The following is a 26,097-nucleotide window of genomic DNA, read 5'->3' as shown; positions in this document are numbered from 1 at the left end:
CTCAGTCAGCCTCAAACAAAGAATAGATAAAGGAAGATCCGATGAGTAGAGTAGTTAAATTTGCTGCGATGCAGTTGACCAAGACTTGGGATTTAGACGCGAATCTAGAAAAAATCAAAGGTGCGATTCGCGAAGCTGCGGCAAATGGTGCGAATGTGATACTCCCTCAGGAACTCATGGCAGCGCCTTACTTTTGTAAGAAGCAAGAAGCCAAGTATTTTGAACTTGCTGAAGAAACGGAGAACTCTCGTCTGATCAAAGAGCTTAGTGTGCTTGCTAAAGAACTGAATGTCGTTATTCCAGTGAGCTATTTTGAGAAAGCGGGAAACACCTTTTTCAACTCTTTAGTGATGATAGACTCCGACGGTACGGTACTAGAAAACTACCGCAAATCCCATATTCCAGATGGTCCTGGCTATAGTGAGAAATACTATTTCAGCCCTGGTGATACAGGATTTAAAGTATGGAAGACTCAGTTCGGCACTTTCGGTGCGGGGATTTGTTGGGATCAATGGTTCCCTGAACTGGCACGTTGTCTAGTGCTCAACGGCGCTGAAGCTATCTTATATCCAACCGCTATTGGTTCTGAGCCGCAAGATTTATCTTTGGATTCACGTGACCATTGGCAACGCACGATGCAAGGCCACTCTGCGGCCAATCTTGTCCCTGTTATCGCGTCCAACCGCGTTGGGGTAGAGGTGGATGATGGCATCGAAACCACCTTCTATGGCTCATCATTTATTACCGATCATACTGGCGCAAAGTTAGCAGAAGCACCAAGAGAGGGTGAAACCATCATCTATGCAGACATTGATCTACAAGCTACAGCGCAAGCGCGTCATGCTTGGGGGCTGTTCCGAGATCGTCGCCCAGATCTTTATCAAGACGTGATGAGCTTAGCTAAGTAACGAGGCTGCCGATGAAACTTGATACGACCCCAAAGCAAGACGGTTTCTATTTTCCCGCTGAATATGAACCAGTCAGAGAGGTATGGTTGGCATGGCCAGAGCGTCGCGATAATTGGCGCGCGAGCGCGAAACCAGCGCAACAAACCTTTGCGAACGTGGCGAATGCGATTGCAGATGTGGTGTCTGTTTCTGTTGCGGTCAGTTCATCACAATATGAAACCGCAAGAAGCATGCTGCACCCATCCGTCAAACTGGTTGAAATGGCCTTTAACGATTCTTGGATGCGCGACATCGGTCCTACTGTTGTGGTGAATTCATCGGGACAGAGACGCGGCGTCAGTTGGAAATTCAATGCTTGGGGAGGCGAGTTTAACGGCCTTTACGAAGACTGGAGTGACGACGATAAAGTTGCGGCATCCGTCTGTGATGTGTTGGGAATCGATCATTATCGCGCGCCTTTTGTTCTAGAAGGAGGGGCGATCCATACCGATGGCGACGGCACGCTATATACGACTGAAGAATGCTTATTGAGCCCGGGGCGTAACCCAGAACTCAGTAAACAACAGATAGAAGCGCTATTAGCCGAGTATCTTGGTATCGAAAAGGTCGTCTGGCTTCCAAACGGGTTGTCTAATGATGAAACGGATGGGCATGTCGACAACTTACTTCACGTTGTCGCTCCAGCAAAAGTGGTACTTAGCTGGACGGATGATCCCTTCGATCCGCAATTTAAGTTATCACGTGAAGCGCACGCCGCGCTCAGTGAACAAACCGATGCACAAGGTCGAAGCATTGAGATTGTTAAAATCCCTGTTCCAGGTCCGCTTTACTATTCGCAGGAAGAAGCGAACGGCATTGAATCAAGCGATGGTATGAATCGTCACGAAGGTGAGCGACTAAGTGCTTCCTATGCTAACTTTTTGATGGTGAACGAGCATATCTTTTTGCCATTACTTGATGACCAGTATGACGATATTGCTATCGAAATTTTGACAAAAGCGCTCCCCAATTATCAAGTTGTTGGCATACCAACACGAGAGGTTTTACTAGGCGGTGGCAATATTCACTGCATTACTCAGCAGATTCCCGCTTAGGATTCATCTGCTTTTTATCCACAGCATTCCTAGTGAAGGCTAGGAGTAGGAACAAAAGGAATTACCATGCAGCAAATAAATAATAAGAGCTTACTCTCTTTTATGGTCACGGCAGCGGACAACGCAGTAGCCGTGACCAATCCAGCAACAGGTGAACTTGTGGGTCATGCTCCTATATCATCAGAACCGGAGTTGATGGATGCTATTGAGCGAGCTAATGTGGCGCAAAAAGAGTGGGCTAAAGTGCCGGCTAAGTCGCGCGCAGTATTATTAAACCGCTGGTATCAACTGATTCTTGAGAACAAAGACGACCTTGCTCGCATTATGACCGTTGAACAAGGTAAGCCATTGGCAGAAGCTGCGGGTGAGGTTTTGTATGGTGCGAGCTTCATTGAATGGTTTGCTGAAGAAGCCAAACGTACCTACGGTGACTCTATTCCGGGGCCAACGGCAGATAAGCGCTTGGTCACCATCAAGCAACCCATTGGTGTCGCATGTGCGATAACGCCGTGGAACTTCCCTATCGCTATGATCACGCGTAAAGCTGGCCCTGCATTGGCTGCCGGTTGTAGTTTCGTCGTTAAGCCATCAGATTCCACGCCGCTGTGTGCATTTGCAATTGTAGAGCTCGCCTACCAAGCGGGCATTCCGAAAGACGCGCTGCAAGTGGTTCTAGGTGAAAGCTCACGCCAAATAGGTGCGATCTTCACTTCTCACCCACTGATTCGCAAGCTGTCTTTCACTGGTTCTACTCAAGTGGGCAGTGTGTTAATGCAACAAGCGGCAAAAGACATCAAACGCACGTCAATGGAACTGGGTGGTAATGCGCCATTTATCGTCTTCGATGATGCTGATATTGATGCCGCTGTGCAGGGGGCGATGGCTTCTAAGTTCCGTAACGCGGGTCAAACTTGCGTCTGTGCGAACCGATTCTATGTGCACAGCAAAGTGTACGATGAGTTCGTAACGAAATTTGATGCCGCAGTACAGCAGTTGAAAGTTGGAAACGGCCTAGATGAAGGTGTCAACATCGGCCCTGTTATCAGTGAAAGTGCTAAACAGGGGATCCAAGCTTTAATTGACCGCGCGATAGAGCAAGGTGCTGTGCCTGTCTCTGCTCTTAAACAACTTGATGGTTTGTTTATGCAGCCAGTCATCCTCAAAGAGGTGCAACATAGCATGGACATCGTTCAAGAAGAGATCTTTGGTCCGGTAGCTCCGGTGATTCGTTTTGAGACGGACGAAGAACTTATCGATATGGCGAACGATACGATTTACGGTTTGGCGTCGTACTTCTACAGCCAGAACATCCACCGTGTTTGGAAAGTAGCAGAAGCACTGGAATACGGTATGGTTGGCATCAATGAAGGCATTATCTCGACAGAACTAGCGCCATTTGGCGGCGTGAAGCAGTCGGGTATCGGACGTGAAGGTGCGAAGCAGGGTATCGACGAATATATGGATGTGAAATACCTGTGTTTTGGTGGCAACTAAACGTCTGGCGGGAACAAATAAAGGATTAAATAATGAAAAACCAACAACTACACGAAAGAAGAAGCAACGTTATCGCTCAGGGTATGGGCGCACTGTACCCACTTTATATGGAGAAAGCGGATAACGCTCATGTGTGGGATGTCGAGGGCAATAAATATATTGATTTCGCCGCAGGTATTGCAGTGACAAACACTGGTCACTCCAACTCGCGCATCACTGACGCTGTCAAAGCTCAGATCGACAATTTCTCTCATACTTGCGCTATGGTGACGCCGTATGAATCGTTTGTTGAGCTGGCAGAAAAGCTTACTGATATTGCTCCGGGCGACTCGGAAAAGAAAACGATTTTCCTAACAACGGGTGCCGAAGCGGTTGAAAATGCGGTGAAAGTAGCACGTGCTCATACTGGGCGTAGCGGCGTCATTGCCTTTAAAGGTGGTTTTCACGGTCGTACCAACCTGACCATGGGATTGACTGGAAAAATCGCACCATACAAAGCGGGCTTTGGTCCTTTCCCGAACGAAATCTACCATGCGCCTTATCCGAACGCGTTCCACGGCATCAGCACAGAAGATAGCTTACAGGCATTACAAGATTTGTTTGCTTGCGATATTGAACCTAGTCGCGTTGCTGCGATCATTTTTGAGCCTGTACAGGGCGAGGGTGGTTTTTACCAAGCGCCAGCGGAATTTGCTCAGGCACTACGCAGCCTTTGTGACCAGCATGGTATCTTGTTGATAGCAGATGAAATCCAAACAGGTTTTGCTCGCACCGGCAAAATGTTCGCCACGGAGCATCTGGATATTGAACCCGATATGATGACCATGGCGAAAGGCATTGCTGGTGGTTTCCCAATCTCTGCTGTTGTAGGTAAAGCGCAAGTCATGGATTCTGCGTTGCCAGGTGGTTTAGGCGGTACTTACGCTGGTTCTCCATTAGGCTGTGTTGCCGGTTTGGAAGTGCTTAAGATAATTGAAGAAGAGCAGCTATGCGCTAAAGCCCAAGGTATTGGTGAAGTGGTTAATGCACGTATGACTGAGCTTCAAAAAACGGTGCCTGCGATTGGTGAGATTCGCACCATTGGCGCAATGATGGCGATTGAGTTTACCGATCCACAATCGGGGCAACCACTTCAAGATGTTACCAAAGCGGTGATTAGCAAAGCACAAGAAAACGGTTTAATTCTGTTGTCTTGCGGCGTGAAAGCCAATGTTATTCGTTTGCTTCCTCCATTAACGATTGAATCAGATGTGTTGGCGCAAGGTTTAGACAAATTGGAAGCTATCATCGCTGAAGTAGCGAAATAGCACGACGTTTCGTCGGATATTATAAGCCCCCTCGATTCGAGCCCGAGGGGGCTTTTTTATTTTCATCGGAATTTGTCTAGAAGCAATAAACCAAATTGTACATTGGGTGTATTTTGGTTTTCGCGCGCTTCTCGTTGTACCCTCAATGGTGAAGATGGTTATAGTTGACATAAAGCCTATTAATTACAGTGGGTTAATTAATTTTTGTCTTTCGCTCAATACGACCTCACTATTGAATATCTTTTTTCAATCGCTGACTTAAAAACTATACAGTTTTTCTCTAAAGTCTGCTAATTTGTGCTGACAAAATGAGAGCGATCAAAATCTTGATACCACGATTGAGATACATTGCTGCTCAGAATAATTTAATAATCGCTTGGACTGAACAATGAAACATCAACATTTCTTACCTATGCAGAACGTAATCCAAGATTATGCTTGGGGTAGCGTGACTTCTATTAATACTCTGTTTGGTATTGCCAACCCTGACAACAAACCACAAGCTGAAATTTGGATGGGCGCACATTCTGGCGGCTGCTCTGAAGTGGTCACTGCCGATGAGACTTTACGTCTTGATCAATTTGTTGCGAATAATCACACGGCCGTTCTAAGCGAAGCCATCAGTAAAAAATTTGGTGAACTTCCTTATTTGTTTAAAGTGCTGGCTGCAGCGAGTGCTCTGTCTATTCAGGTTCATCCGAGTAAAGCTCAAGCTGAGGAGGGTTTCGCCAAGGAAGAAGCTGCGGGTATCGCGCGCAATGCGGCAAACCGTAACTATAAAGATCCAAACCACAAACCAGAGTTGGTCTACGCACTGACGCGTTACCAAGCAATGAATGGTTTCCGTGGTTATGAAGAGATCTTAACTAACTTCGAACAGCTTGATATCGAAGAGTTAACACCTCTTGTTGACGCGTATAAAATGTCACTAAACGCGCAAGGTCTAGAGGCGTTGTTTGTTAGCATGCTGCAGCTTGAAGGTCAGACAAAAGATGTGGCATTAGATAAGTTGCTCGCTTTTGCTAAGACCAAGCAAGGCGATGAGACGTTTGAGCTCATCTTATGGCTGAAAGATCTTTACCCTGGTGATATCGGCCTTTTCTCACCATTATTCTTGAACGTCCTTACGCTTGAGCCGGGTGAAGCTATGTTCCTACATGCTTGTACTCCACACGCCTACTGCCGTGGTACTGGGCTTGAAATTATGGCGAGCTCAGACAATGTGCTTCGCGCGGGTCTAACACCAAAGCATATTGATGTTGAAGAGTTGGCCTCTTGCACTATTTTCGAACCTAAGCTGCGTGATGAGCTGTTAACTCAACCTGAATTGGATAACGGCGCAGAGCACTATCCGATCCCGGTAGACGATTTCAAATTTAGCGTTTACGTAAATCAGCAAGATCGATTTGTTAATGTCACAACACCAGAAATTCTATTGCCATTAGATGAGCCAATTGTATTGACGCATCTAGACGGCGAAACCATGACGGTGGAGCGTGGCGATTCAGTGTTTATTCCAGCTTCAGCGGGCAACTACAGCGTGACTTGTGCTGGTAAATTCGCACGAGCTTATTGCTAGCGGAATATTCTGCCAGTTGGCCAGTAATCATTCTTATAAAGGGAGATCGTGAAAGATCTCCCTTTTTTTGTGCAAATTACCTATTACTTGTTCAGCATGGATTGCATTTTGGTGGTAGATAATTAGTATGTAATGAAAGGATATGTAAAAAGTTAAGCAGTAGGTACTATAAAATGGAATTTAGAGTAGCAGAATATGCTGATTACCAAAGGGTGGCAGAACTTCATGCGATTAGCTGGCAAAGAGCCTATAAAGGCATCATGCGTCAGTCTTATTTAGACGAATCGGTTCTTGAAGACAAATTACTGGTTTGGCAAACCCGACTATTAAACCCTCCTTTTAGCCAACATGTCATTATTGCTGAACATCAAGGCGAATTAGCCGGTTTTATCTGTTTGTTTGGTAATCATAACGTCGATTTTGGCACCATCATCGATAATCTTCACGTCAGAGCGAGTGCACAAGGTAAAGGTGTGGCAAAGAAACTGATTGCGTTGGCGATGGAATGGGCTAGTAAGTACTATCCAGATAATGGTGTTTTTCTGGAAGTCCTAGCAGACAATACGAACGCTATTAAGTTCTACGAATCCATCGGTGCGAAAAAAGCACTGAAGCAGCGCGGCGAATCGCCATGTGGACGTCATGTTGATGAGTATATCTATACATGGAAGAGCCCAGAAGTTTTGATAGAGCAGTGTGTCGAGTCAGTTTAGTATTCTTTCCCAACAACAGATTACAAAAAACGCTTAACATCGAGTATGTTAGGCGTTTTTTGTTTCGTGTGAGGAATTACTTAATGTACTCCAAGAGCACACTCTCATTAGGTAATGCAGTCATAGCGCCTTTTTGGGTGGTCGCCAATGCTCCACAACCATTAGCCCAACGAACTGCGTCGCGAATGGTTTCGTCATTTACCCAACTTTCTGTTTTCGATAAGCGTGTAAGCAGACCACCCACAAAGGCATCCCCGGCGCCCGTTGTATCAACAGGTTGCACAGGAGTGCCTGCGATCAGTTCTTGCTGTGCACCGCGAATGACCAGCGCACCTTTCGCTCCTTGCGTGATCAACACTAACGTATTGTTAAAAGGCTCCAGTGCTTCAATACCAGACTCTAACGTTTTGGTATCGGTGAGGAACATCAGTTCATCGTCTGAAAATTTCACTACGTCGGCTAACATAATGGCTTCGCGACATACTGGTTTGATCAAGCTTTGATCGCCCCAGACTTCATCACGAAGATTAGGGTCGAAGCTAACAAAACCCCCAGCAGCCTTAATTTGCTTCATGGCTTCAATGGTTGAACTGCGACTCGGTTCGTTGGCAAGCGCGATAGAGCACACATGTAGCCACTCACCTTTATCGAAAGCCGGAATATCACTTTTCTGCATAAACTGGTCGGCACTAGGCTTAACCATAAAAGTAAAGCTGCGCTCACCGCTGTCATCTAAGTCGACAATAACGGTAGATGTACGTTGTTCTTCATCAAGCAGCATATAGTCGGTATTGACGTTTTCGTTGCTCAAGGTTTGTTTCATAAAGCGACCTAGCGGGTCTTGTCCGACGCGGCCAAAGAATCCGGTGTTGCCTCCGAGGCGTGCGATGGCTACTGCGACGTTTGCGGGTGCGCCTCCTGGGCATTTCAAATAGGTTGTTGCTGTATCTGGTATTAAGTCTACAACAGCGTCTCCGGTTACCCACACTTTGCTCATTAGAAAAATCCTGTATTAATTAAGTTGTTTTTAGTTTACTAAATCGATTTAGCAAAGAAAATGTGTTTTAATAATCCACGAATAGATTGAAAATAGATTTGTGATCTCAAACACGATCTTTTAGACCAATAAGATCAAATTGATTGAGCGGATGAGTAGAAAGGAATGAGCAAAAAACTAAAACTTGCAGATATCGCACAACTTGCTGGTGTGTCGAAATCCACAGTGAGCTTTGTCTTGAATGGACATGCAGAAAAGCATCGAATCACGAAAGAGACCGTGGAGAGAGTATTGCATGTTGTGCAAGAGAATAACTATTCGCCCAGCGTTTATGCACGAGCGCTAAAATCGAAAAAGAGTTCTACGTTTGGACTGGTGATTCCCGACCTACTCAACCTTGGTTTTGCGTCTATTGCTAAAGAATTAGAGCGCCTTTGCTTAGCATCAGGCTATCAGTTATTGCTGGCTTCAACCGATGATGATCCAGAAACAGAAATGCGCGCAGTCGACAATCTGATCTCACGTCAAGTCGATGGCATTATGATTGCTTCTTGTCTTACCAGTGATGCTTTCTATCGCGGACTACCTGACGATCTTCCGCTTGTTTTCTTTGACCGTTCGTTCGAATCTTCAGATTTTAATATGGTGACCACTGACGCTTACGATGCAACGAGACTGTTATTGACGAAACATACGAAAAACGTGGCAGAGTGTGTTTTTATTGGTGGACAATTAGAACTTTCACCAAGTAAAGAACGCTATCAAGGTTATGTAGATGCGTTAGCTACAAACCAAATTCCGTTGAATCAGGACTTAGTGTTCAATGGTGATTATCAGCCTTCAAGTGGTTACGACATGATGGCTGTGTGTGTTGATGAACTTGGTCGATTGCCTCACTGCTTATTTACGGCCTCTTATTCATTATTAGAAGGGGTACTGCGCTATCTTAATGAACACGACCTATTTGCTACCGCAATCAACGAACGGATGCGAATTGCGACGTTTGACAATTATGCCATATTAGATTGCTTGCCATTGCAGATAGACTCAATAGAGCAAAATTGCGTCGAATTAGCGTCAGAGATCTTTGACTGCTTACAAAAGACCTTGTCTAATTCTCAATATCAAAGCAAGATTAGCGTCAAAGCGTCCCTTCATCAGCGGAGTCACTAACTGGATATGGAATCAAAATCTCTACAGCCTTTATATATTCAAGTGGCCGATACGCTAAAACAACGTATCGACGAAGGGCTATACCCGCAAGGCTCGAAATTGCCTTCCGAAAGCCAATTGGTAGAGAGTTTGGGTGTCAGTCGTGGCATCAATGAGCTTTGGAACATATTGGGTCATTGGCGAAAAATGACCTTTATTATCCGAGCTACCATATAGCGCCCAAACATGGGCTGGTTAATGACCCTAATGGGCTCAGTTGCTTTAATGGCGAACATCATATCTTCTATCAATGGTTTCCATTAGGGCCAGTACATGGACTTAAGCATTGGTATCATGTGTCTACTAAGGATTTTGTGCACTTTAGAGATAGGGGAGTCGCACTGTATCCCGACCAAAGTTACGACCAACACGGCTGCCATACTGGTGTCGCGGTTGTAGAGGGTGAGAAGCTTAACCTTCTTTATACTGGACATTTAGTCTGTGAACCCGATAGTGGATACCCAACAAAAGTTCTTGCTGTGATGGATAAAGAAGGCAAAGTAGAGAAAAAAGGTGTTGTCGTTGACTATAATCCTAAGCACTATACGCACAATATGCGTGACCCTGTCACATTTTGTCGGGGCGATGATTATTTCATGCTAATCGGTGCCGAAAGTCATGAGCACCAAGGTAAGTTGGCGCTCTATCACGGTAAACGGATCGACGATTTTCAATACAGGGGAGAGGTGGACATTGGTTTGAGTGAGTTTGGGTATATGTGGGAGTGCCCGAATTACTATGAAGATGCACAGAACGGCGTGCTCATATTCTCTCCTCAAGGCGTTTCTTCTGAAAGCAAATATGACTTTAACAATGTATTTTCTGTGGTCTATATGGTTGGCAAGCCAATAGATACCGAGAATAACAAGTTTGAACATCATGGCTATTTTGAACTTGATAAAGGCTTTGATTTCTATGCACCTCAAACCTATTGTGATAATGAGGGGCGACGCATTTTGGTGGGGTGGTTGGGTAACTCCAAAAGCGAATATCCCACGGATAGTAACTATTGGGCACATATGCTGACGTTACCAAGAGAGCTTAAAATCGAGGGCAATAAGTTACTTCAGATACCCATTGCTGAGCTTGCAAAGCTTAGAAGCAGTAACGAGGAGCTAACGGCTCAACATCAATTGAAAAGTCCGGCTTTTGAACTGGAGTTGGAAGTAGGTTCATCATTTTCGTTTGAGTTTGCCAATGAACGCGGCGACACAATGACTTTTTCAGGGACTGAACAAGAGTGGTGATTAGATAGAACGCACGTGACCGACACGTATGCAGAGAAGTTCGGCTCAATTCGTTACTCATTACGTCACAGTGATGACCCTAGAGTGCGTGTGTTTGTGGACCATTCCGTATTGAAATATTTTGTGACCGAGGGGAGACCGTGTTTACATCGCGTATTTTTGTTCGCGACTTAAATCGCCTTAACAGCTGCAATGTCTCAGGGAAGGTTCATTATCTCAGAGGCATCAGGTACGACTAAACGCTGAAATAAGAAAGACCAGCTTTCGAGCTGGTCTTTCTTATTCGTCCCGGAGTATCGCTTATTGTTTATGGTAGCTTAGATGCACTAAGCTCCATAATCATGGTTAGCTCTTCATCAGTCACCAAGTCTTCCAACTGTTTTGCTGTTGACAGATGTTCAACAAAGCGCTTTACGTCGCGAAGCTGCTCTGTATTCAGATGATGCATAGCGTCGACAATGTCTTTCTCTAGCGCTTGATTCATAGCTGCATCACTCCTCTTTAACTTCTTACTTTAACTTAGACCATTTGAGCCTAATAGCAAGGGCTTTTATGCATGTTGTTACACTTGGTAGCAAAGTCACTTTATAGAGAATGAAGGGTTAACGACATAGAAAAACAATACAAATTGTGTGGAAAAAATAAAGTGCTCATTTAGATAATAATTAGAAAATATATTCACATAGTGATTACAAATTGGAAACTGATAATCAATAACTTCAATAGTAGTGAAGATTTATTCTTTATGTGAGAAAGATCACTTAAAGTAATTTATCTGCTAAAAAGTTCCCCTAAATTACCTCAATAAATGTTTTTAAAGCTAAATGTATATTTATTTATATTTAAGTTATTGAAAATAATGGTTTTTTGTGTTTTTATAAAAATGTGATTTAGATAGGCATTTTCAAATTCTTAGGATTGCTGCGTGTCGGGATATTAGTGAAAATTTCTCTCGTTCATTCGGTGCATGATTTTCAAACTATTGAGTGATGTCATGAGTGAATGAGTTATCAAAGTTTTTAACGAGGCTTATTCGCGACAACTCGATAGCTTTTAAAAAATAACAAAAATAGTTAATTACAATCCTTGGGGTTAATAATGAAAAATACGTTCAAACTATCGCTAGCTGCAGTACTTATCTCTTCTGCAATGGCGGCAAACGCTGGTATCAGCATCGTAGACAACGAGCAAGGCAACTTCTCTATCGGTGGTGACGTTGAATTTGACTTCAACTTCCAAAATCGTGACAGTAATGAAAACGTTCTAGGCGAAACCAACAGTGAGTTTGACCAAACTGGTCGCATTCTTGTTGCTTTCTACGGTGAACGTTACACCGACACGGGTCACGTATTCCAGTTCAACGCACAGCCACTAATGAAAAGTGACGGTAATGTTGGTCTAGATGATGCGTGGTTTGGCTTTGGCGCGAAAGATGGTTGGAACCTACGTATGGGCCGTTTCGAAGCGTTCGATATGTTCCCTGTTGGTCAAGATACCTTCCTAGACTACACTGGCGACACCGCAAACGATCTATATATTGATGGCGCAGCGTACGTATACCAAATGAAAGAAGGTCGTGGTCGTGGTTCAAGCGGTCAGCTAATGTACAGCCAATCTTTTGGTAACCTTTACCTTGAACTTGCTTCTATGATTGGTCCACGTGATGTGTTGTTCTCTGGAGATAAGTACCACGGTGCAACAATCGAACGCGATTTAACTAAAGACTCTGTACTACTACGTCCAGTCGTGTCTTACACAGTAAATAACTTCAGCATCGCAGCGTCGATGGAAGGTAACCTAGTTAAAGATGCAGTGGTAGTTGACTCTGGCAACGGGTTGGTTGATATTTCTAACCGTCTAGGCTTTGGTTTCACAACTAAGTACCAAGCAAATGACTGGAACTTGATTGCCAACTTTGCTTACATGGACGCTGTTGACGAAACAAACATGACAGTAGGTGTGAACGCATTGTTCAAAGGCTTCGGTCTAGGCTACATTCACGCGAACAACGATTACGAAAAAGACAAGATCGCTACGACAGTAAACGGTAACGCGAAAGTGGATACTGTATACGCATCTTACGAGTTTGCTGATGTGCTAGAAGTTGATGATTTCTCTATCTACCTAGGTACATACTACTCAAAACAAACGTCTGACATCGATACTTACGATGAAGACGGTGACTTAGGCGCACGTGTACGCTTCAAGTACTTCTTCTAAACGCTTAGCCGTATAGAAGGGACACTGCATTAAAATAAACGGAGCCAACCAGCTCCGTTTTTTTGTTTTTACTCTGTTCCATATTTTGTCTGTTTTCCTTCGATGTTTGATAGAAGTGTCTATCTAGGTTACGTCTATTGCTCGAGAATTTTCTTGCTGGTCGCGACTAATAGGTTCAGAATCACCAATCACCAATCACCAATCACCAATCACCAATCACCAATCACCAATCACCAATCACCAATCACCAATCACCAATCACCAATCACCAATTGTGAAGGTTGTTCTACTAGGAGTATTTCCTGCGTTCTAGGAAAGCTTGTGTCGCTTGTAATTAAGTAGCGAATAGCATTACGGTTCTAATTATCTAAACGAGGAGTCTACGCCGCTGCTAGGCCGTTTTAAACAGCAGAATTATCCGGCGAGATAAATACCGCACGGTGATGTTGAGAACATGGCTTTTTGTTGTAATGGCGAGACGGTTGGTAAGGGAAAACAGCACGAAACACAGGCCCATATGCCCCAAGGCATTGATGCGAAGTTGGTTATGCTGCGTAGATAAAGCCCAAACGCAAAAAGCTCACCGAAGTGAGCTTTTAAACAGAGAGAATCGTTGGATTAGAATATCAAATGTGCGATACCAGCGATGACTGGAAGCGTAATCAAAGTACGCAGAATAAAGATTGCAAACAGTTCAAAGATGTTCACTGGGATACGGCTACCAAGAAGTAGAGCACCCACTTCAGACATATAGATAAGCTGTGTCACTGACATCGCAGCGATAACAAAACGTGTCATTTCACTGTTGATAGATGCCGCTAGGATTGACGGAATGAACATGTCCGCAAAGCCCACAACCATCGTTTTTGATGCCGCAACCGCTTCAGGAACCCCTAACAACTCTAGATAAGGGATAAATGGCGTACCTAAGGTTTCAAATATAGACGTATATTCAGCGATAACCAGCGCCATGGTCCCGAGTCCCATAACGACAGGAAGGACACCAAACACCATATCGACGGCATTCTTAATACCTTCACCAAATACCGATTTTGCTGAAGTCACGGTGCCCGCTCTTTTCAGCGCTAAGTCAAGACCCCAAGAGAAAGTAGAATAGCCCTCAGGAATCACTTCTGCATCTTTAGCAGGCTTAGTGCCATCAATGAACACGTCTTTTTTGTTACGTAGCGGTGGCAAACGAGGAATGATGATCGCTGCAACAACACCCGCTAAACAGATCGCACCGTAAAAGGGTAAGAACAGATGCTCAAGCTCAACCTGAGCAATCACCACCAAGCTGAACGTAATGGAGACTGCTGAGAAAGTGGTACCAATGACGGCCGCTTCACGCATCGTATAGAATTTGTTTTCGTATTGCTTACTGGTTAGCAAAATCCCAACACTGCCATCTCCTAACCAAGATGCCATACAGTCGATAGCGCCGCGACCTGGTAAGTTAAATACTGGACGCATTATTTTACTTAGCAGCGCACCAAAGAGTTCTAACAAACCAAAGTTTAGCAATAAAGGGAGCAATAGGCCGGCAAAGATAAACACCGCAAACAGAGTCGGCAGTAGTCCTTCAAGTACGAGACCACCGGTGTTTTCTTCCCAAATCGCGTGAGGACCTACTTGGAAGTAAGTCATTACTACCGCTAAGCCACCGATCAAACGAACCGCTAGCCACATTGGACTTGGGTTGAATAGACCGTTTAAAAATTCATTGTCGTTAATGAAGGCTGGTTTTGCAATACGAGTGACGACCGACGCGACAGCCATAAACGCGATAATAGCAGTAACAAGAGGTACGATGAAATCGCCAACCGCTGCTTGTAGCGACTTCGCTAAAACGGCAACAGGTATGGTCAAACCGCCATCAAACGTGATTGGAGCCATAAATAGGAACAGGCCAATTAAAGACGGGATGAAGAACATCCAGAAATTGCCTTTCTTCCCAGATTCAGGAACAGATTGAGCGTTATTTTGCATTTTTCTCTCGTGTTACAATTAGTTAATAATGGACAATCCCTTTGCCTATTTATTCACTAAACATCCATATTTGCTCATTGCGCGCAAGATTACTGTTTTTTATTAGTCAAGGCAATACTATTCATCGATAAAGCCTAAATATTCATTATTAAGCGCTAAATTTACCGATGATATGCAAAACAATGTGTGCTAGTTAGGCAATGTAACTGTCGTTAAGTATAGAGGGTTGTTACTTTTTGAGCTTAATGCTCTAAAGCGCTACACTAAACACAGAACTTAACTTATTGAGAATTATCACAATGTCTCGCAAGAAACTTCCTGTGCCTTTGATTTTGCTTATCCCACTTTGCCTTCTTGTTGTTGTTATCGTGGCAGGAATTTATCGATTCTCGATGTCCGATGAGGAAATATTGGCAAAGTTTCCCTCTCACCAAGCGGAAAAGGCCGATGTCGTTGTAGAGACTATTTTGGGTATCAAAGCGTCCAATCCATGGACAGTTCAAGTACCTGAAACCAGCGCTTTCTCTTTGCTGACAGACATCGACATAAATAAGCAGGTGGCAGCAGGAGGCTACGATGATGGTGTGGATCGTGGTAACGTCTATCTCCTCTATCGATTTAAACAGATTATGCTTGAAAACGATAAGCTACGTTTTGCTATCGTCCCTTTTGCTGTCAGTAACCAAGGATCCGGTGTGTTCTATTATCTCGGACTTTTTAACTGGGATGAGGCAAGGCAGCGGGTGATTTTAACCGATGCTAAGTTAGCTGGAGACCGGATAAACATCGAGTCGTTAAACGTAACTGGACAAAAAATAACACTGACATTCAAAAGTCATGGGCCTGAGCAATCCATGGCAGAAGCACCAGCCAAGGAAAACGCCCTCGTTTGTACACTGAAAAAAGGAAAATTGGCAGGATGTTAGTTGGAATTTGTTTCTAGCAGTAAATGATATGCATCTTTATTACTTATTGTGTTGAGAATGTGAGCTTGATTACATAATATGACGCTTAGATGTTGTTATTTTTTAGACAAACGGAGCTTGCAAATGATTAATAAGCGTTTTTTTAAAACTAAAGATGAAGTCGAAGTCACATTCGAACTCGATGCGACTAATGTAGAGAGTGCGGTACTGGTTGCGGAATTTCATGATTGGCAGCCTATGCCCATGAAGAAAGTGGCGAAAACCAAGTCGTTCAAATATAAAACTCGCCTTCCAAAAAATGCGGAGTTTCAATTCCGCTATCTTGTGAATGACAATGATTGGGTAAACGATGCTGACGCGGATAACTATGTCCCAAATGGTTTTGGTGCAGACAACTGCATTGTCAAAACAGAACCGCTTTGTGAAGCTTAGTTCCCTGAGTTATTGATTTTGTAGAAAGCGAAGCGACAAGCTTCGCTTTTTTACATTCTTATCACAGCTTTTACCTTAATTTTCCTCACAATCGGGTGCAATTCACCGAAGAAAGGGCTACTCTTTAGGTTTGTTTTAAAGGAATGCATTGGAACCATTGTGCAATCGAATCAACCCACTGACGAAGTATGCACGGCAAGAACGTCGTCACGAAGACTAAAACGCGGCCTTGCCTTTACTGTGCCTCTCATTGCGGCGTTTCTGTTTCTTCATAGTCTGCCTAGTTCAAACCTAAACGGAACAGTAGAACTTGATCTTAATGATTCACCTGTTGCTAAGACCATCACTCCAGAGCCTGCTGCTAACGTCAATACTCCAGAGCCTGTCGCTCCAGAATTGCCGCCCAAATTTGCTTACACTGTAAAAGCTGGCGACAGTTTAAGTCAGATTTTTGACCAACTTAATTTCCCATATTCAGACATGATGTCGGTAATGGAAACCGATTTGGATTTCCTAGTACTAGATACGCTGCGTCCAGGCGATAAGCTGCGTTTTTGGCAAGATGAAGCAACAGGGGCGTTAGGACAACTTGAAGTGAGTCGTACGGCCGCTGAGAAAGCCATTTATACCCGTTTAGATGACGGCAGCTTCGAGTTTAAGGACGTTTCCATCCCTGGTGTATGGGAGAGCGTGGCTTTAGTCGGCGAAATTCACGGAAGTTTCTCCTCTTCCGCCAATAAATTGGGGTTAAGTCCCCGTGAAATAGAGCAAGTGGTAGCTTTACTGAAAGATAAATTGAGCTTTACGAGAGATCTGCGTGCCGGTGATCGTTTTGAAGTGGTCAAAAACAATCAGTTTGTTGATGGTACGGCGACAGGGAAATCAGAAATCCAAGCGATAAAGATTTTTAATCGTGGCGCCATGTACTCCGCTTACCTTCATTCTAACGGGCAATATTACGACGCCAAAGGGGACAGCTTGCAGCGCGCATTTATGCGCTATCCGGTGAAGAACCACCGTATCACGTCGAGCTTTAACCCCAATCGTCGTCATCCTGTGACCGGTCGTATTGCACCGCACAATGGCACTGACTTTGGCGTTCCTACGGGAACCAACGTCTATACCACTGGCGATGGTGTCGTTGCTATGGTGCGCAATCACCCATACGCGGGCAAGTACATCGTTATCGACCATGGTGGCCCTTACAAGACTCGTTATCTTCATTTAAGCAAGATACTGGTTAAAAAAGGACAAAAAGTGACTCGTGGTACTCGTATTGGATTATCTGGAGCAACAGGACGAGTGACTGGACCGCACTTGCATTACGAATTGATTTCTCGTGGGCGACCAGTTAACGCTATGCGAGCGAACATCCCTATGGCAGACTCTGTGCCCAAGAACGAACTCAAGCAGTTTATCGCTCGTCGCGATGAGCTAGATTCTATGCTTGAGAAACAAGAAACGAAACTGGCAAGCTTGTAGTTTGCTAGCTTAATAACGGTATTGATAATGCAACAATTAGAATTTCAACTACTTGTCATGCAACTTTGTGAGTTTAAAACACTCCCAGATGCATTAAATAAGCTTAAGAGTGTCGAGAATCAAGAGATTGTCGAAGCAGCAAATAGCTTGAGCGGCCAATTCGCACTGGCGGATGTTGATGGCGAACAGCGTATTTATCATGTGTTCACCGATATCGATGAGAATGGTGACGAGCAAGAGTATGTCGAACACATCATGAACGAAGGTGACGACATCATTAAGTTTGTTGCCTGGTTCTTTGATGCTATGTTCGAAATGAAGCAAAGCGATACATACAAGGCGGCAGGTAAGACTTACAAGCAACCTAAACGTTCTTAATCCTATCTGGATAACGTTAAAACGGCGTTCAAAAGAGCGCCGTTTGTTATTTTATCGTCAGGGTAGGTGTGCAATTGTTATTTAGTGTGTAATCATTTAGATATCGCATACTTATAGAGGTTGCTATGGAGAACGAGGGCACTGCCCAATACATTGTTTCGCAGCGATTTGGCTTTGGACCGAGAGTCGGTGATGCAAAGCCTGAACCTAGCCTGAATGATCAACTCAAGGTTCAGCCTTATACTCACAAAGTGATTTCATCACTTCCATCTACCGATGAAATGTTGGCGCATTTTGGAGACCTAAATCGAAGACGAAAAGCCGCCAAAAGCACGGAAGAGAAAAAGCAAGTCACTAAGGCGAATAACGCGTTTTTTCAAGAAAATTTCCGAACTCAGGTTTATGCACGAAACTTACAGACTCTCCATACACCACTCAGCTTTCAAGAACGTCTCATCCAGTTTTGGAGCAACCACTTTGCTATTTCAGCCGATACACGTCGAGTCCGCCCAATCGCTTCAGGGGTTGAAAATGAAGTGATCAGAGAGCTTTGGTCCATCGATTTCCCAAGTATGCTGATAGGGGTGATTCAACACCCTAGCATGTTGATCTTCCTTGATAACCACCAGTCAGTGGGGCCTAACTCCAAAGCAGGACAAAGGCGCAATAAAGGACTCAATGAAAACTTAGCACGTGAAATTTTAGAGCTGCACACTTTGGGTGTAGATGGTGGCTATACACAAAACGATGTTGTGGAACTTGCCGAGGGTATTACAGGTTGGACTGTGAGCTTTAAAGCGGATAGCCCTGGTTATCGCTTTTCGTCGACCATGCACGAGCCCGGAGCTATCAACGTATTAGGCAAAGTATACGACCAGCAGGGAGAGCAGCAGGGCCTGAGCTGCCTTCGAGATTTGGCGAGTCATGAAAATACCGCGAGACACCTCTGCGGTAAATTGGTGGAGCACTTCTATGGTGTGGAGCATCCTTCCTTAGTCGATAAGCTTACTAAAGTCTGGATTGAAAACGATGGTATGTTAATTCCGGTGTACCTCACATTGCTTAATAGCGATCTCAAAAATCAGCATGCACGATGGCGTTTTCGTACCCCTCAGGAATGGTATTTTGCCGTGCTTCGAAGCGCCGACTTTGAGCCCAACCAAAAGCAGATGCACTCAATGTTGAGACAATTAGGGCAAGAGCCGTTTATGTCTGGCTCGCCCGCAGGGTGGTCTGATAACGATGCAGATTACAACAGTTCGGCTGCATTGACTCAGCGTTGGCAAGTCGCCAACCAAGTGGCGAAACTTTTAATAACCCGAATTGAGCGCAGTAAACAGAATCCCAATGATAGGGTAGCGCAGATTGTACAACGTCTACATGGCAATGAAGTCGATGAGCACCTACAGACTGCTTTAGAAAAAGCGCAAGATGCCAGTTCCAAGTTTGTTGTCCTTTGGATGAGCCCACAGTTTCAATATAGGTAAACGGTTATGACGACACGACGACATTTTTTGAAAGGCGTAGGAGCGGCGTCTCTGGTTACCTTGCTACCCAATTTCTCCTTTGCGTCAACGCAAAGCCCAAATGTACTAATTTGGATAACACTTCGCGGCGCGATGGATGGCCTCAACGTGGTAGTACCAAGTTTTGATGAGCATTACCAAAAGTTGCGGCCAACAATAGCACTCACCAAAGATCAGCTTAACCCGTTAGAGAAAGGGTTCGGCTTACATCCAGCATTAAAAACGGTTCATCAGATGTATCAGGACAAGCAAGCCATGTTTGTTCATGCTTGCGCCACTGGCTATCGAAGTCGTTCCCACTTTGATGGTCAGAAGATCCTAGAAAATGGCTCCACGGATCCCTTTGAGCCTGTAGGGTGGTTGAATCGCTTTTTGAAGACACAACAAAGCAACCAAGCGATTGCGATTGATGCCGGGCTACCATTGATTGCTCAAGGTGATGTCAAAGTCAGCAGTTGGTTTCCGCATAAGCTAAATGCTAAAGAAGAGCAGGCCAATTTACTTGCTGAAATGTTCCAATCTGATGCCAAACTCTCTGCAAACTTTAAAGAAGCAATGAAGTTAGAGTCAATGTCCATGGGCGGCAATCAAAATAAACAATTTACCAACTTAGCCAAGCAGGCTGGCAAGTTTGTGAGCTCGCCCAATGGGCCTAATATTGTAGTGCTAGAGCTGGGTGGATGGGATACACACTCGTCGCAAGGGGCAGAAAAAGGCAGACTTGCCAATCAGCTCAATAAGTTTGATCAAGGTATGGCAGCGTTAAAATCCGCATTAGGCGAAAAATGGCAGTCGACTGTGGTTATTGCAGCGAGTGAGTTTGGACGAACTGCCGCCGAGAATGGGACCAAAGGGACCGATCACGGCACAGGCAATGCGATGTTGGTAATGGGAGGAGCAGTACAACGCTCTAGGGTTTTATCCGATTGGCCAGGATTAGCTAGCAATCAGCTCTATCAGGGGCGTGACTTACAACCAACGTTGGATGTTCGTGCAGTTATCAAAGGTGTATTAGAGCAGCATATGGGGGCGGATCAAACGACGCTCAACAACACTTTCCCAGAGACGCAAGATATTCAGCCTATTCGTGTTTTATCATGACCATAATACATTGGTAGAAAAGTTGCGTCTTTTATGGGGTTGCTTCGTCTTAAAGAGATTAACTAAGGCAATATGGGGTTAGGAGTCTGGGTTTATGCTTGCAGAATGGCAAAATCACAAAAAAAAGTTAAGACATTACATCGCAAAACAAGTGGATGATGAGCATCTTGTTGATGACATTTTGCAGGATGTTTACATCAAAGCGAGTGATAATTTACATCAGCTCAAGTCCCAAGGAAGTTTGAGCAGTTGGCTATTTCGCATTGCCCATAACACGATTATGGATCACTACCGTCAGCGTCGTGATTTCGACCCGTTACCGCAAGATCTTGTTCATGAAGAGCCGGATACGGCAGAGCAGGCTCATCAAGAGGTAGCGCAATGTTTAAGACCGCTCATAGATGAATTACCAGAGCAGTATCGCACACCTTTAATTCTGGCAGAGCTTGAGGGAATATCCCAAAAAGAGATAGCGGAGCGAATGGGAATATCGTTATCTGGTGCTAAAAGCCGAATTCAACGAAGCCGAATCAAGCTGAGAGAACATATCATGCGATGTTGCGATATCGAAATCGGTCACGGCGGTGTGACCGATTATGCGCCAAAGGAAGTGTGGCTAAATCGGCAGTGACTCTCCCCTTAGCTAGTAAGGGGAGTGGGATTTAGAGAGAGTTAATTGCGGTGTGCAACCTAGCAAATGACGCTTGGATCTGCTCTCTGTCTACTGCGATGTTCATGCGATAGTAATTAGGGTTGGTTTCGCCAAACCATGCACCCGGAGTCAGCCCCATTTTTGCCTCGTTAACCAGCAAAGATTTCAGCGTATCCGGCGCGAGTTGTAACTTGGAAAAATCGAACCAGATTTGGTTGGTACCCTCAGGTTTATACATGGTGATGTCTGGCAAAGATGAAGCAACAAACTCGGCGATCCAATGAACAGTGGTTTGAGTGTATTGCAAGTAGCCTTCAAACCATTCTCTACCTTTCTCGTAAGCAGCGATGGTGGCATAAGTGGTTAGCGCATTCCCATGGTCGATAGCCAATGAACTCACGGTGGATTTGATTTGTTGATACAAAGCGTCGTTATCGGTGTATATATATCCGTTCGCGATGCTGTTTAGTCCAAAGTTTTTCGCGGGTGAGCCGATAATAGAAACCGCTTTCTCGTATCTCAAAGAGACAATTGATGTGAATGTATGATCGTCGAAAACGATATCGGCATGGATTTCGTCACTAACGATAATCACATCGTAACGGCGGGCAATATCGACCATCGTTTGAAGTTCAGAGCGAGTCCAAACACGACCAACAGGGTTATGAGGGTTACACAAAAGAACCATTTTGGCATTGCCCCGTTTGAGTTGCTGCTCAAAATCGTCAAAGTCGATGGTGTAGTGTCCATCTTCGATCTTGAGAGAATTACCTGCAACCACTCTGCCTGCCGATTCAATCAATCTGCGAAACTGATGATAAACCGGTGTTTGAATCAATACGCCGTCGCCTTGCTGGGTAAATTCGCGAATCAACAGGGCAATAGCACTCAAGACACCCGGTACTTGCACGAAGTGATTTGGGTCTAATGACAGGTTATGTGCGGTTTCATTCCAGCGCGCAATAGCTGCAAAAACTCGAGAAGAGTCGAACTCGTAAGCGTAAACTTCGCGATCAACAAGACGTTGTAATTCCTGCGTAATTGGATTTGCAATGGGAAAATCCATATCAGCGACCCAATAGGGTACGACATCGTTTGTTCCGTAAAACTGGTTTAACATGGCAGAATCATGTTTGATAAAGTTGTTTTGCGTAGCGGACGTTGATGAGGTTACTTTAAACATAGGTTTCTCTGATTATAAATAAGTGGTCATTAAATTAGACGGTGCTAATTCAAAAAAGACGCAGAGAATTTTGCTTTTTTGAGCAGAACAGTAGTTTTCTCATGCCGCTTGAGTTATAAATTCACTATCACTTTCCTAGGAGTACACGCCTACATGAACAACTAACTCAATTTCGATCGTTTTATACAAGTAACTTTTGAAATCGCAGAGTTAGTGGGCGTTGGCTCGTTCTATTTACACACCTCTATCATCAGCATAAAGCTGACTTAAAATAGTACTATCTGCCAAGCTTCACATGCTCTGTAAAGGAGGATGTATGACTGCATTTCATGCAATTTCAATCTCAAAGCAGTTTCCTGATGGAAACCGACTATTTTCATCGCTTAACTTCGCAATCGAAGAAGGCATCACAGCGTTAGTAGGGAAAAATGGCAGTGGTAAGAGTCATTTAGCGCAGATCCTCGCTAAATTAACCCCACCGTCTGAAGGGCGAGTGGAGTGGGGAAATCAGATCAAATCTGTTGGCTTTTATAGCCAATTAGAAAGTGAATCAGACTTGTCTCAAAGTATTGCTCAACTATTAGGTGTGGAAAATAAGTTGCTCGCCCTTGAGCACATTCAGCAAGGTGATAGCTCTTGTCATTGGTTTGACATGATTGCCGATGATGAATGGGATCTTGCTGAACAATTATCAAGGCTACTCACGCAACTGCGCTTGCCTACCGATCTCAATATTAAACTGGCGCAATTAAGTGGTGGGCAACGTGCTTTATTAAGGCTTTATGTACTACTGCAGCAAAATTATGACGCATTCGTTCTTGATGAGCCTACTAACCATTTAGATTCTGAGCATGTTGATTGGTTAGTGAATCAATTGAAAACAATAGACAGACCAGTACTGGTGGTAAGCCACAATATTGCGTTCCTCAATCAGGTTGACAAAATACTCGAGCTGAACTCATTAGGTATTACCGGTTATGGAGGCAACTACCAAACCTTCGTTGCTCACAAAAATGAGCATCTGCAAGCGTTGCAGGACAAAGCAAAATCACTGATTAAGGAGAGAAAGGTAAAAGCAGAGAAAGCGCACCAACGGGTAATCACAGCTCAAAAGCTCGCGACAAGGGGTAAAGCGCAAAGGATGAGTGGTAGTCAACCAAAAATACTGATGGATGGTAAAAAGCAAGGCGCACAGAATGCGAATGCCGCGATTGCCGCTCAAAGTGAACGGCAGTTCGCCGTTTTGGACCAAAAACTTCAGCAAGTGAAGGAGCAAATAGAACAGAATAAACCGCAGAAATGGTACACCGGAGTGGTTCAAACGCAGGGTAAGACAGCCATCGCGTTTGACGCATTTCAGCATGCTAATGTGCTTGGTGCACCGATTCGTGCAACGGTACTTACCAGCGAGCATGCGTGGCTAAAAGGTGGTAACGGCTCGGGTAAATCGACCATTTTAAAGCGAGTGCTTGCTATGAGCAAAAACTCAACGGTTGCTACGGATGGGCTTCGAGTCAATACGAAGTGCTTTTACTTAGATCAGCACTTTTCGATGCTTAACGATGCTTTGGTGCTGATTGATGCTGTGTGTGAAGGGTGTGAGGACATGACCAATCCTGTTGCCCGTACTCTATTAGCTGGCATCGGTTTTAGGCGAGACAAAGTCTATGACAAAGTCGAGCAACTCAGTGGTGGAGAGAAAATGAAGCTAGCCATGTTGATTGCTTCGCACCAAAAACAGGTGGCGACACTGTTACTGGATGAACCAGATAATCACTTGGATCTCGAAGCCAAACAACAATTGATTGCTGCGATTAATGGCTACGCAGGAACAGCGTTACTGGTCAGTCATGATATGGGATTCATCGAACAATTAAGGATAGACAAAGTCATTGCCCTAAAAGGCTGACGGATTAATTGAGAAGAGGCTCATTTGAGCCTCTTCTTGTTAATAATAACTTTGATTGTCGAGCACCCTGACGAGTCCTTTTACACAGCGGTAGATAACCCATACGGAGGTACCGACAAGGATTAAATAGCCAATCCCGAACAGCGGCATGGAGAAGATCCCGACGATCGTCAATATAATGGATACCCAAAAGGTCTGTACTGCGTTTTCAAGGTGATCCGCCATCGGACTACCCGCTGAAGAACTGCGCTTGAGCATGGCCCAAATACCGCCAACGAGATAGAAAAGGCCAGTAAAACTGCCTAGAAGAAGACAGACATAAGCGATAATAGCATTGGTTTTGGTTTGTTGGTCTTGTTCGGATAGCATAACCGTTCCCTTGTAATGACTTGATTTAACTATAGTACTTAAAACAAAAAAAGCAGAGGTAAAACTGACGGTCTCCAAACAACAAAGCGGCCTTTAGAGCCGCTCTGTTAAGTGCACAGGGTGTGTCTTCAATGTGTGGATATTATTCGCCAGCCACCAAGTGTTTCTTAGTACGGATGCTCGCGATGAACATGTAGATAGCGGTTGCCATCATTGTGGCAAGCAAGTAAGCCATCAAACCTTGTGTTCCATCCATAAACCAGTCAGCAAGCACAGGGCCAGCAACAGAGCCAACACTGTAGCAAAACAGCATAACTTGAGTCGCAGAGACAATAAAACTCTCATCTAATTTATCGCAGCCCAAGTTAATCGCAATTGGATATAGTGCGAATGTCGCCATACCTATCAAGAATAAGCTAATCGCTAATACACTCAGTTCATCGCTAAGTATTACCAGACCAACGCCAAATACACCCAATAAACAGAACATGCCCATCAATGGAGTACGGCCTGCGACTTTAAGTAGTGGTGGCACTAGAGTTTGTACTGCCATACCACCTAGGATGACTAGTGCCATTAATGCACTTAAACTGCTTTGTGACACATTACGGTGCGTCAGCTCTACAGGCATTAGACCGTAGATGGAACCAAGGGTTAAGCCAGAAACAATACAGCCGATGATGGCAGCATGGTTCAGTTTGGCAATTTGTTTGAACGATAGTGTCGCTGAGTGAGAGCTTTGTGGTTGCTGAGTTGGAACAAACATCAACACCAAGATAGCGGCACTTAGCATAGAAAGAATAGCCACAAATGGTAGGCTGCCCTGAACACCGATAAAGCCAATGCCAAGCTGACCTAACGCCGAGCCACCGTATAGTGAACCCATATAAAGGCCAAGGCGTTTTGCGCGGCTAGATTCGTCACCAACCAGTAGCCATGATTCAACGATAACAAATACGCCCGCTACCGCGATGCCAGCTACAAAACGTGTAATAAGCCAAGCCCATGCGACAGGCGCTAACGGTAACGCAACGATAGTCGCGATAAAAAGTGCTAAACAGGCGATAAATGCCACGCGGTGACCGATATGTTTAACCGCAGGCTCAATAATAACCGCACCTACTAAAAGACCCGCATAGAACACACTTGCCAGCCAACTTGCGTTGCTTGCATCAATACCGTACTCGCCCAACATAAGCGGGATCAAGCTCATCAAATAACCCGATGCGACGGCATAAAGTGATAGCGCAATAACAGGTACTTTAAAGCCAGTTTTTACTGCGAAATCAGGTGTGTTTTCCACTAGCGGAACCTCCTAAATAGTCGTTGGAAAATAGAGAGAGTGAATAAATTGATTAGATTTTCGCCGCGACTATGAG

Annotated in this window: 24 protein-coding genes; 18 read left to right on the top strand and 6 right to left on the bottom strand. The window is 44.5% G+C overall.

The window, feature by feature from the left end; genetic code table 11:
- The first annotated feature begins 41 nt into the window (after nucleotides 1-41).
- The 6 genes from aguB to VTH8203_RS09875 all read left to right on the top strand — a co-directional run bounded on the left by aguB (nucleotide 42) and on the right by VTH8203_RS09875 (nucleotide 7,095).
- On the top strand, nucleotides 42-908 hold the full coding sequence (gene aguB, locus VTH8203_RS09900; RefSeq protein ID WP_096993528.1) for an N-carbamoylputrescine amidase: 867 nt from the start codon (nucleotides 42-44) through the stop codon (nucleotides 906-908).
- 11 nt (nucleotides 909-919) lie between these two features.
- The gene (gene aguA / locus VTH8203_RS09895; RefSeq protein WP_096993527.1) at nucleotides 920-2,002 is read left to right on the top strand and encodes an agmatine deiminase; all 1,083 of its coding nucleotides are present in this window, start codon (nucleotides 920-922) and stop codon (nucleotides 2,000-2,002) included.
- A gap of 66 nt (nucleotides 2,003-2,068) precedes the next feature.
- Nucleotides 2,069-3,496 (top strand): NAD-dependent succinate-semialdehyde dehydrogenase, encoded by a 1,428-nt coding sequence (locus VTH8203_RS09890; protein WP_096993526.1) that lies wholly within the window; start codon nucleotides 2,069-2,071, stop codon nucleotides 3,494-3,496.
- A gap of 32 nt (nucleotides 3,497-3,528) precedes the next feature.
- Entirely contained in the window at nucleotides 3,529-4,803 is a 1,275-nt protein-coding gene (gene gabT, locus VTH8203_RS09885; protein WP_096993525.1) for a 4-aminobutyrate--2-oxoglutarate transaminase, read from the top strand.
- Between the two features lie 388 nt (nucleotides 4,804-5,191).
- Nucleotides 5,192-6,382 carry a mannose-6-phosphate isomerase, class I gene (manA, locus tag VTH8203_RS09880; protein ID WP_096993524.1) on the top strand — a complete coding sequence of 397 codons (1,191 nt, stop codon included), beginning with the start codon at nucleotides 5,192-5,194 and terminating at the stop codon, nucleotides 6,380-6,382.
- A gap of 173 nt (nucleotides 6,383-6,555) precedes the next feature.
- The gene (locus VTH8203_RS09875; protein WP_096993523.1) at nucleotides 6,556-7,095 is read left to right on the top strand and encodes a GNAT family N-acetyltransferase; all 540 of its coding nucleotides are present in this window, start codon (nucleotides 6,556-6,558) and stop codon (nucleotides 7,093-7,095) included.
- Nucleotides 7,096-7,171: 76 nt separating this feature from the next.
- On the opposite strand, the gene cscK is transcribed toward VTH8203_RS09875, so the two are convergent.
- Nucleotides 7,172-8,092, bottom strand: a complete 921-nt coding sequence (gene cscK, locus VTH8203_RS09870; protein ID WP_096993522.1) for a fructokinase — start codon at nucleotides 8,090-8,092, stop codon at nucleotides 7,172-7,174.
- A 165-nt stretch (nucleotides 8,093-8,257) separates the two neighbouring features.
- Between cscK and VTH8203_RS09865 the strand changes: the two genes are divergently transcribed.
- Genes VTH8203_RS09865 through VTH8203_RS09855 form a run of 3 tightly spaced genes read left to right on the top strand, consistent with a single transcriptional unit; the run spans nucleotide 8,258 to nucleotide 10,551 of the window.
- Nucleotides 8,258-9,265 carry a LacI family DNA-binding transcriptional regulator gene (locus tag VTH8203_RS09865; protein ID WP_096993521.1) on the top strand — a complete coding sequence of 336 codons (1,008 nt, stop codon included), beginning with the start codon at nucleotides 8,258-8,260 and terminating at the stop codon, nucleotides 9,263-9,265.
- A gap of 6 nt (nucleotides 9,266-9,271) precedes the next feature.
- Nucleotides 9,272-9,481 (top strand): GntR family transcriptional regulator, encoded by a 210-nt coding sequence (locus tag VTH8203_RS09860; RefSeq protein WP_244181184.1) that lies wholly within the window; start codon nucleotides 9,272-9,274, stop codon nucleotides 9,479-9,481.
- A complete protein-coding gene (locus VTH8203_RS09855; RefSeq protein WP_306346037.1) occupies nucleotides 9,424-10,551 on the top strand; it encodes a sucrose-6-phosphate hydrolase in 1,128 nt (375 codons plus the stop codon). The genes VTH8203_RS09860 and VTH8203_RS09855 overlap by 58 nt, the downstream gene beginning before the upstream one ends.
- Nucleotides 10,552-10,858: 307 nt before the next feature.
- Here the strand turns inward: VTH8203_RS09855 and VTH8203_RS24495 are convergent, their stop codons facing one another.
- The gene (locus tag VTH8203_RS24495; protein WP_158296109.1) at nucleotides 10,859-11,035 is read right to left on the bottom strand and encodes a hypothetical protein; all 177 of its coding nucleotides are present in this window, start codon (nucleotides 11,033-11,035) and stop codon (nucleotides 10,859-10,861) included.
- 614 nt (nucleotides 11,036-11,649) lie between these two features.
- Here VTH8203_RS24495 and VTH8203_RS09850 point away from each other — a divergent pair.
- On the top strand, nucleotides 11,650-12,771 hold the full coding sequence (locus tag VTH8203_RS09850; protein WP_096993520.1) for a carbohydrate porin: 1,122 nt from the start codon (nucleotides 11,650-11,652) through the stop codon (nucleotides 12,769-12,771).
- A 618-nt stretch (nucleotides 12,772-13,389) separates the two neighbouring features.
- Here the strand turns inward: VTH8203_RS09850 and VTH8203_RS09845 are convergent.
- Complete coding sequence (locus VTH8203_RS09845; RefSeq protein WP_096993519.1) at nucleotides 13,390-14,760, bottom strand: YjiH family protein; 1,371 nt, start codon at nucleotides 14,758-14,760, stop codon at nucleotides 13,390-13,392.
- Nucleotides 14,761-15,059: 299 nt separating this feature from the next.
- Here VTH8203_RS09845 and VTH8203_RS09840 point away from each other — a divergent pair, with 299 nt between their 5' ends.
- From VTH8203_RS09840 to sigZ, 7 genes are all read left to right on the top strand, one after another.
- Nucleotides 15,060-15,686, top strand: a complete 627-nt coding sequence (locus tag VTH8203_RS09840; protein ID WP_096993518.1) for a hypothetical protein — start codon at nucleotides 15,060-15,062, stop codon at nucleotides 15,684-15,686.
- Nucleotides 15,687-15,809: 123 nt separating this feature from the next.
- Nucleotides 15,810-16,118, top strand: a complete 309-nt coding sequence (locus VTH8203_RS09835) for an isoamylase early set domain-containing protein (RefSeq protein WP_096993517.1) — start codon at nucleotides 15,810-15,812, stop codon at nucleotides 16,116-16,118.
- Between the two features lie 159 nt (nucleotides 16,119-16,277).
- Nucleotides 16,278-17,600: a peptidoglycan DD-metalloendopeptidase family protein gene (locus VTH8203_RS09830; protein WP_096993516.1), complete on the top strand. Its 1,323-nt coding sequence runs from the start codon at nucleotides 16,278-16,280 to the stop codon at nucleotides 17,598-17,600.
- Nucleotides 17,601-17,627: 27 nt separating this feature from the next.
- Nucleotides 17,628-17,978, top strand: a complete 351-nt coding sequence (locus VTH8203_RS09825) for a hypothetical protein (protein ID WP_096993515.1) — start codon at nucleotides 17,628-17,630, stop codon at nucleotides 17,976-17,978.
- Between the two features lie 125 nt (nucleotides 17,979-18,103).
- Nucleotides 18,104-19,465: a DUF1800 domain-containing protein gene (locus VTH8203_RS09820; RefSeq protein ID WP_096993514.1), complete on the top strand. Its 1,362-nt coding sequence runs from the start codon at nucleotides 18,104-18,106 to the stop codon at nucleotides 19,463-19,465.
- Between the two features lie 6 nt (nucleotides 19,466-19,471).
- The gene (locus VTH8203_RS09815; RefSeq protein WP_096993513.1) at nucleotides 19,472-20,605 is read left to right on the top strand and encodes a DUF1501 domain-containing protein; all 1,134 of its coding nucleotides are present in this window, start codon (nucleotides 19,472-19,474) and stop codon (nucleotides 20,603-20,605) included.
- A 94-nt stretch (nucleotides 20,606-20,699) separates the two neighbouring features.
- Nucleotides 20,700-21,236: an RNA polymerase sigma factor SigZ gene (gene sigZ / locus VTH8203_RS09810; protein ID WP_096993512.1), complete on the top strand. Its 537-nt coding sequence runs from the start codon at nucleotides 20,700-20,702 to the stop codon at nucleotides 21,234-21,236.
- Between the two features lie 31 nt (nucleotides 21,237-21,267).
- On the opposite strand, the gene VTH8203_RS09805 is transcribed toward sigZ, so the two are convergent.
- Nucleotides 21,268-22,440 carry a MalY/PatB family protein gene (locus VTH8203_RS09805; protein ID WP_096993511.1) on the bottom strand — a complete coding sequence of 391 codons (1,173 nt, stop codon included), beginning with the start codon at nucleotides 22,438-22,440 and terminating at the stop codon, nucleotides 21,268-21,270.
- A 316-nt stretch (nucleotides 22,441-22,756) separates the two neighbouring features.
- Here VTH8203_RS09805 and VTH8203_RS09800 point away from each other — a divergent pair, with 316 nt between their 5' ends.
- Nucleotides 22,757-24,349, top strand: a complete 1,593-nt coding sequence (locus VTH8203_RS09800) for an ATP-binding cassette domain-containing protein (RefSeq protein ID WP_158296108.1) — start codon at nucleotides 22,757-22,759, stop codon at nucleotides 24,347-24,349.
- Between the two features lie 39 nt (nucleotides 24,350-24,388).
- On the opposite strand, the gene VTH8203_RS09795 is transcribed toward VTH8203_RS09800, so the two are convergent.
- Both VTH8203_RS09795 and VTH8203_RS09790 read right to left on the bottom strand, forming a co-directional pair.
- The gene (locus VTH8203_RS09795; protein WP_096993509.1) at nucleotides 24,389-24,718 is read right to left on the bottom strand and encodes a DUF4870 family protein; all 330 of its coding nucleotides are present in this window, start codon (nucleotides 24,716-24,718) and stop codon (nucleotides 24,389-24,391) included.
- A 142-nt stretch (nucleotides 24,719-24,860) separates the two neighbouring features.
- Nucleotides 24,861-26,021, bottom strand: a complete 1,161-nt coding sequence (locus VTH8203_RS09790) for an MFS transporter (RefSeq protein WP_096993508.1) — start codon at nucleotides 26,019-26,021, stop codon at nucleotides 24,861-24,863.
- Between the last annotated feature and the right edge of the window lie 76 nt (nucleotides 26,022-26,097).

It is taken from the genome of Vibrio thalassae, from assembly GCF_900089835.1.
GTDB classification, from domain to species: domain Bacteria; phylum Pseudomonadota; class Gammaproteobacteria; order Enterobacterales; family Vibrionaceae; genus Vibrio; species Vibrio thalassae.
This window is presented reverse-complemented; position numbering and strand designations above follow the sequence as displayed.

Bases quoted from the DNA above. Each gene is read 5' to 3' on its own strand.
- aguB (WP_096993528.1), top strand. From the start codon at position 42: ATGAGTAGAGTAGTTAAATTTGCTGCGATGCAGTTGACCAAGACTTGG.
- VTH8203_RS09835 (WP_096993517.1), top strand. From the start codon at position 15,810: ATGATTAATAAGCGTTTTTTTAAAACTAAAGATGAAGTCGAAGTCACA.
- VTH8203_RS24495 (WP_158296109.1), bottom strand. From the start codon at position 11,035: ATGAATCAAGCGCTAGAGAAAGACATTGTCGACGCTATGCATCATCTG.
- VTH8203_RS09890 (WP_096993526.1), top strand. From the start codon at position 2,069: ATGCAGCAAATAAATAATAAGAGCTTACTCTCTTTTATGGTCACGGCA.
- gabT (WP_096993525.1), top strand. From the start codon at position 3,529: ATGAAAAACCAACAACTACACGAAAGAAGAAGCAACGTTATCGCTCAG.
- VTH8203_RS09800 (WP_158296108.1), top strand. From the start codon at position 22,757: ATGACTGCATTTCATGCAATTTCAATCTCAAAGCAGTTTCCTGATGGA.
- aguA (WP_096993527.1), top strand. From the start codon at position 920: ATGAAACTTGATACGACCCCAAAGCAAGACGGTTTCTATTTTCCCGCT.
- VTH8203_RS09805 (WP_096993511.1), bottom strand. From the start codon at position 22,440: ATGTTTAAAGTAACCTCATCAACGTCCGCTACGCAAAACAACTTTATC.
- sigZ (WP_096993512.1), top strand. From the start codon at position 20,700: ATGCTTGCAGAATGGCAAAATCACAAAAAAAAGTTAAGACATTACATC.
- VTH8203_RS09820 (WP_096993514.1), top strand. From the start codon at position 18,104: ATGGAGAACGAGGGCACTGCCCAATACATTGTTTCGCAGCGATTTGGC.
- VTH8203_RS09845 (WP_096993519.1), bottom strand. From the start codon at position 14,760: ATGCAAAATAACGCTCAATCTGTTCCTGAATCTGGGAAGAAAGGCAAT.
- manA (WP_096993524.1), top strand. From the start codon at position 5,192: ATGAAACATCAACATTTCTTACCTATGCAGAACGTAATCCAAGATTAT.
- VTH8203_RS09825 (WP_096993515.1), top strand. From the start codon at position 17,628: ATGCAACAATTAGAATTTCAACTACTTGTCATGCAACTTTGTGAGTTT.
- VTH8203_RS09815 (WP_096993513.1), top strand. From the start codon at position 19,472: ATGACGACACGACGACATTTTTTGAAAGGCGTAGGAGCGGCGTCTCTG.
- VTH8203_RS09850 (WP_096993520.1), top strand. From the start codon at position 11,650: ATGAAAAATACGTTCAAACTATCGCTAGCTGCAGTACTTATCTCTTCT.
- VTH8203_RS09865 (WP_096993521.1), top strand. From the start codon at position 8,258: ATGAGCAAAAAACTAAAACTTGCAGATATCGCACAACTTGCTGGTGTG.
- cscK (WP_096993522.1), bottom strand. From the start codon at position 8,092: ATGAGCAAAGTGTGGGTAACCGGAGACGCTGTTGTAGACTTAATACCA.
- VTH8203_RS09795 (WP_096993509.1), bottom strand. From the start codon at position 24,718: ATGCTATCCGAACAAGACCAACAAACCAAAACCAATGCTATTATCGCT.
- VTH8203_RS09875 (WP_096993523.1), top strand. From the start codon at position 6,556: ATGGAATTTAGAGTAGCAGAATATGCTGATTACCAAAGGGTGGCAGAA.
- VTH8203_RS09840 (WP_096993518.1), top strand. From the start codon at position 15,060: ATGTCTCGCAAGAAACTTCCTGTGCCTTTGATTTTGCTTATCCCACTT.
- VTH8203_RS09860 (WP_244181184.1), top strand. From the start codon at position 9,272: ATGGAATCAAAATCTCTACAGCCTTTATATATTCAAGTGGCCGATACG.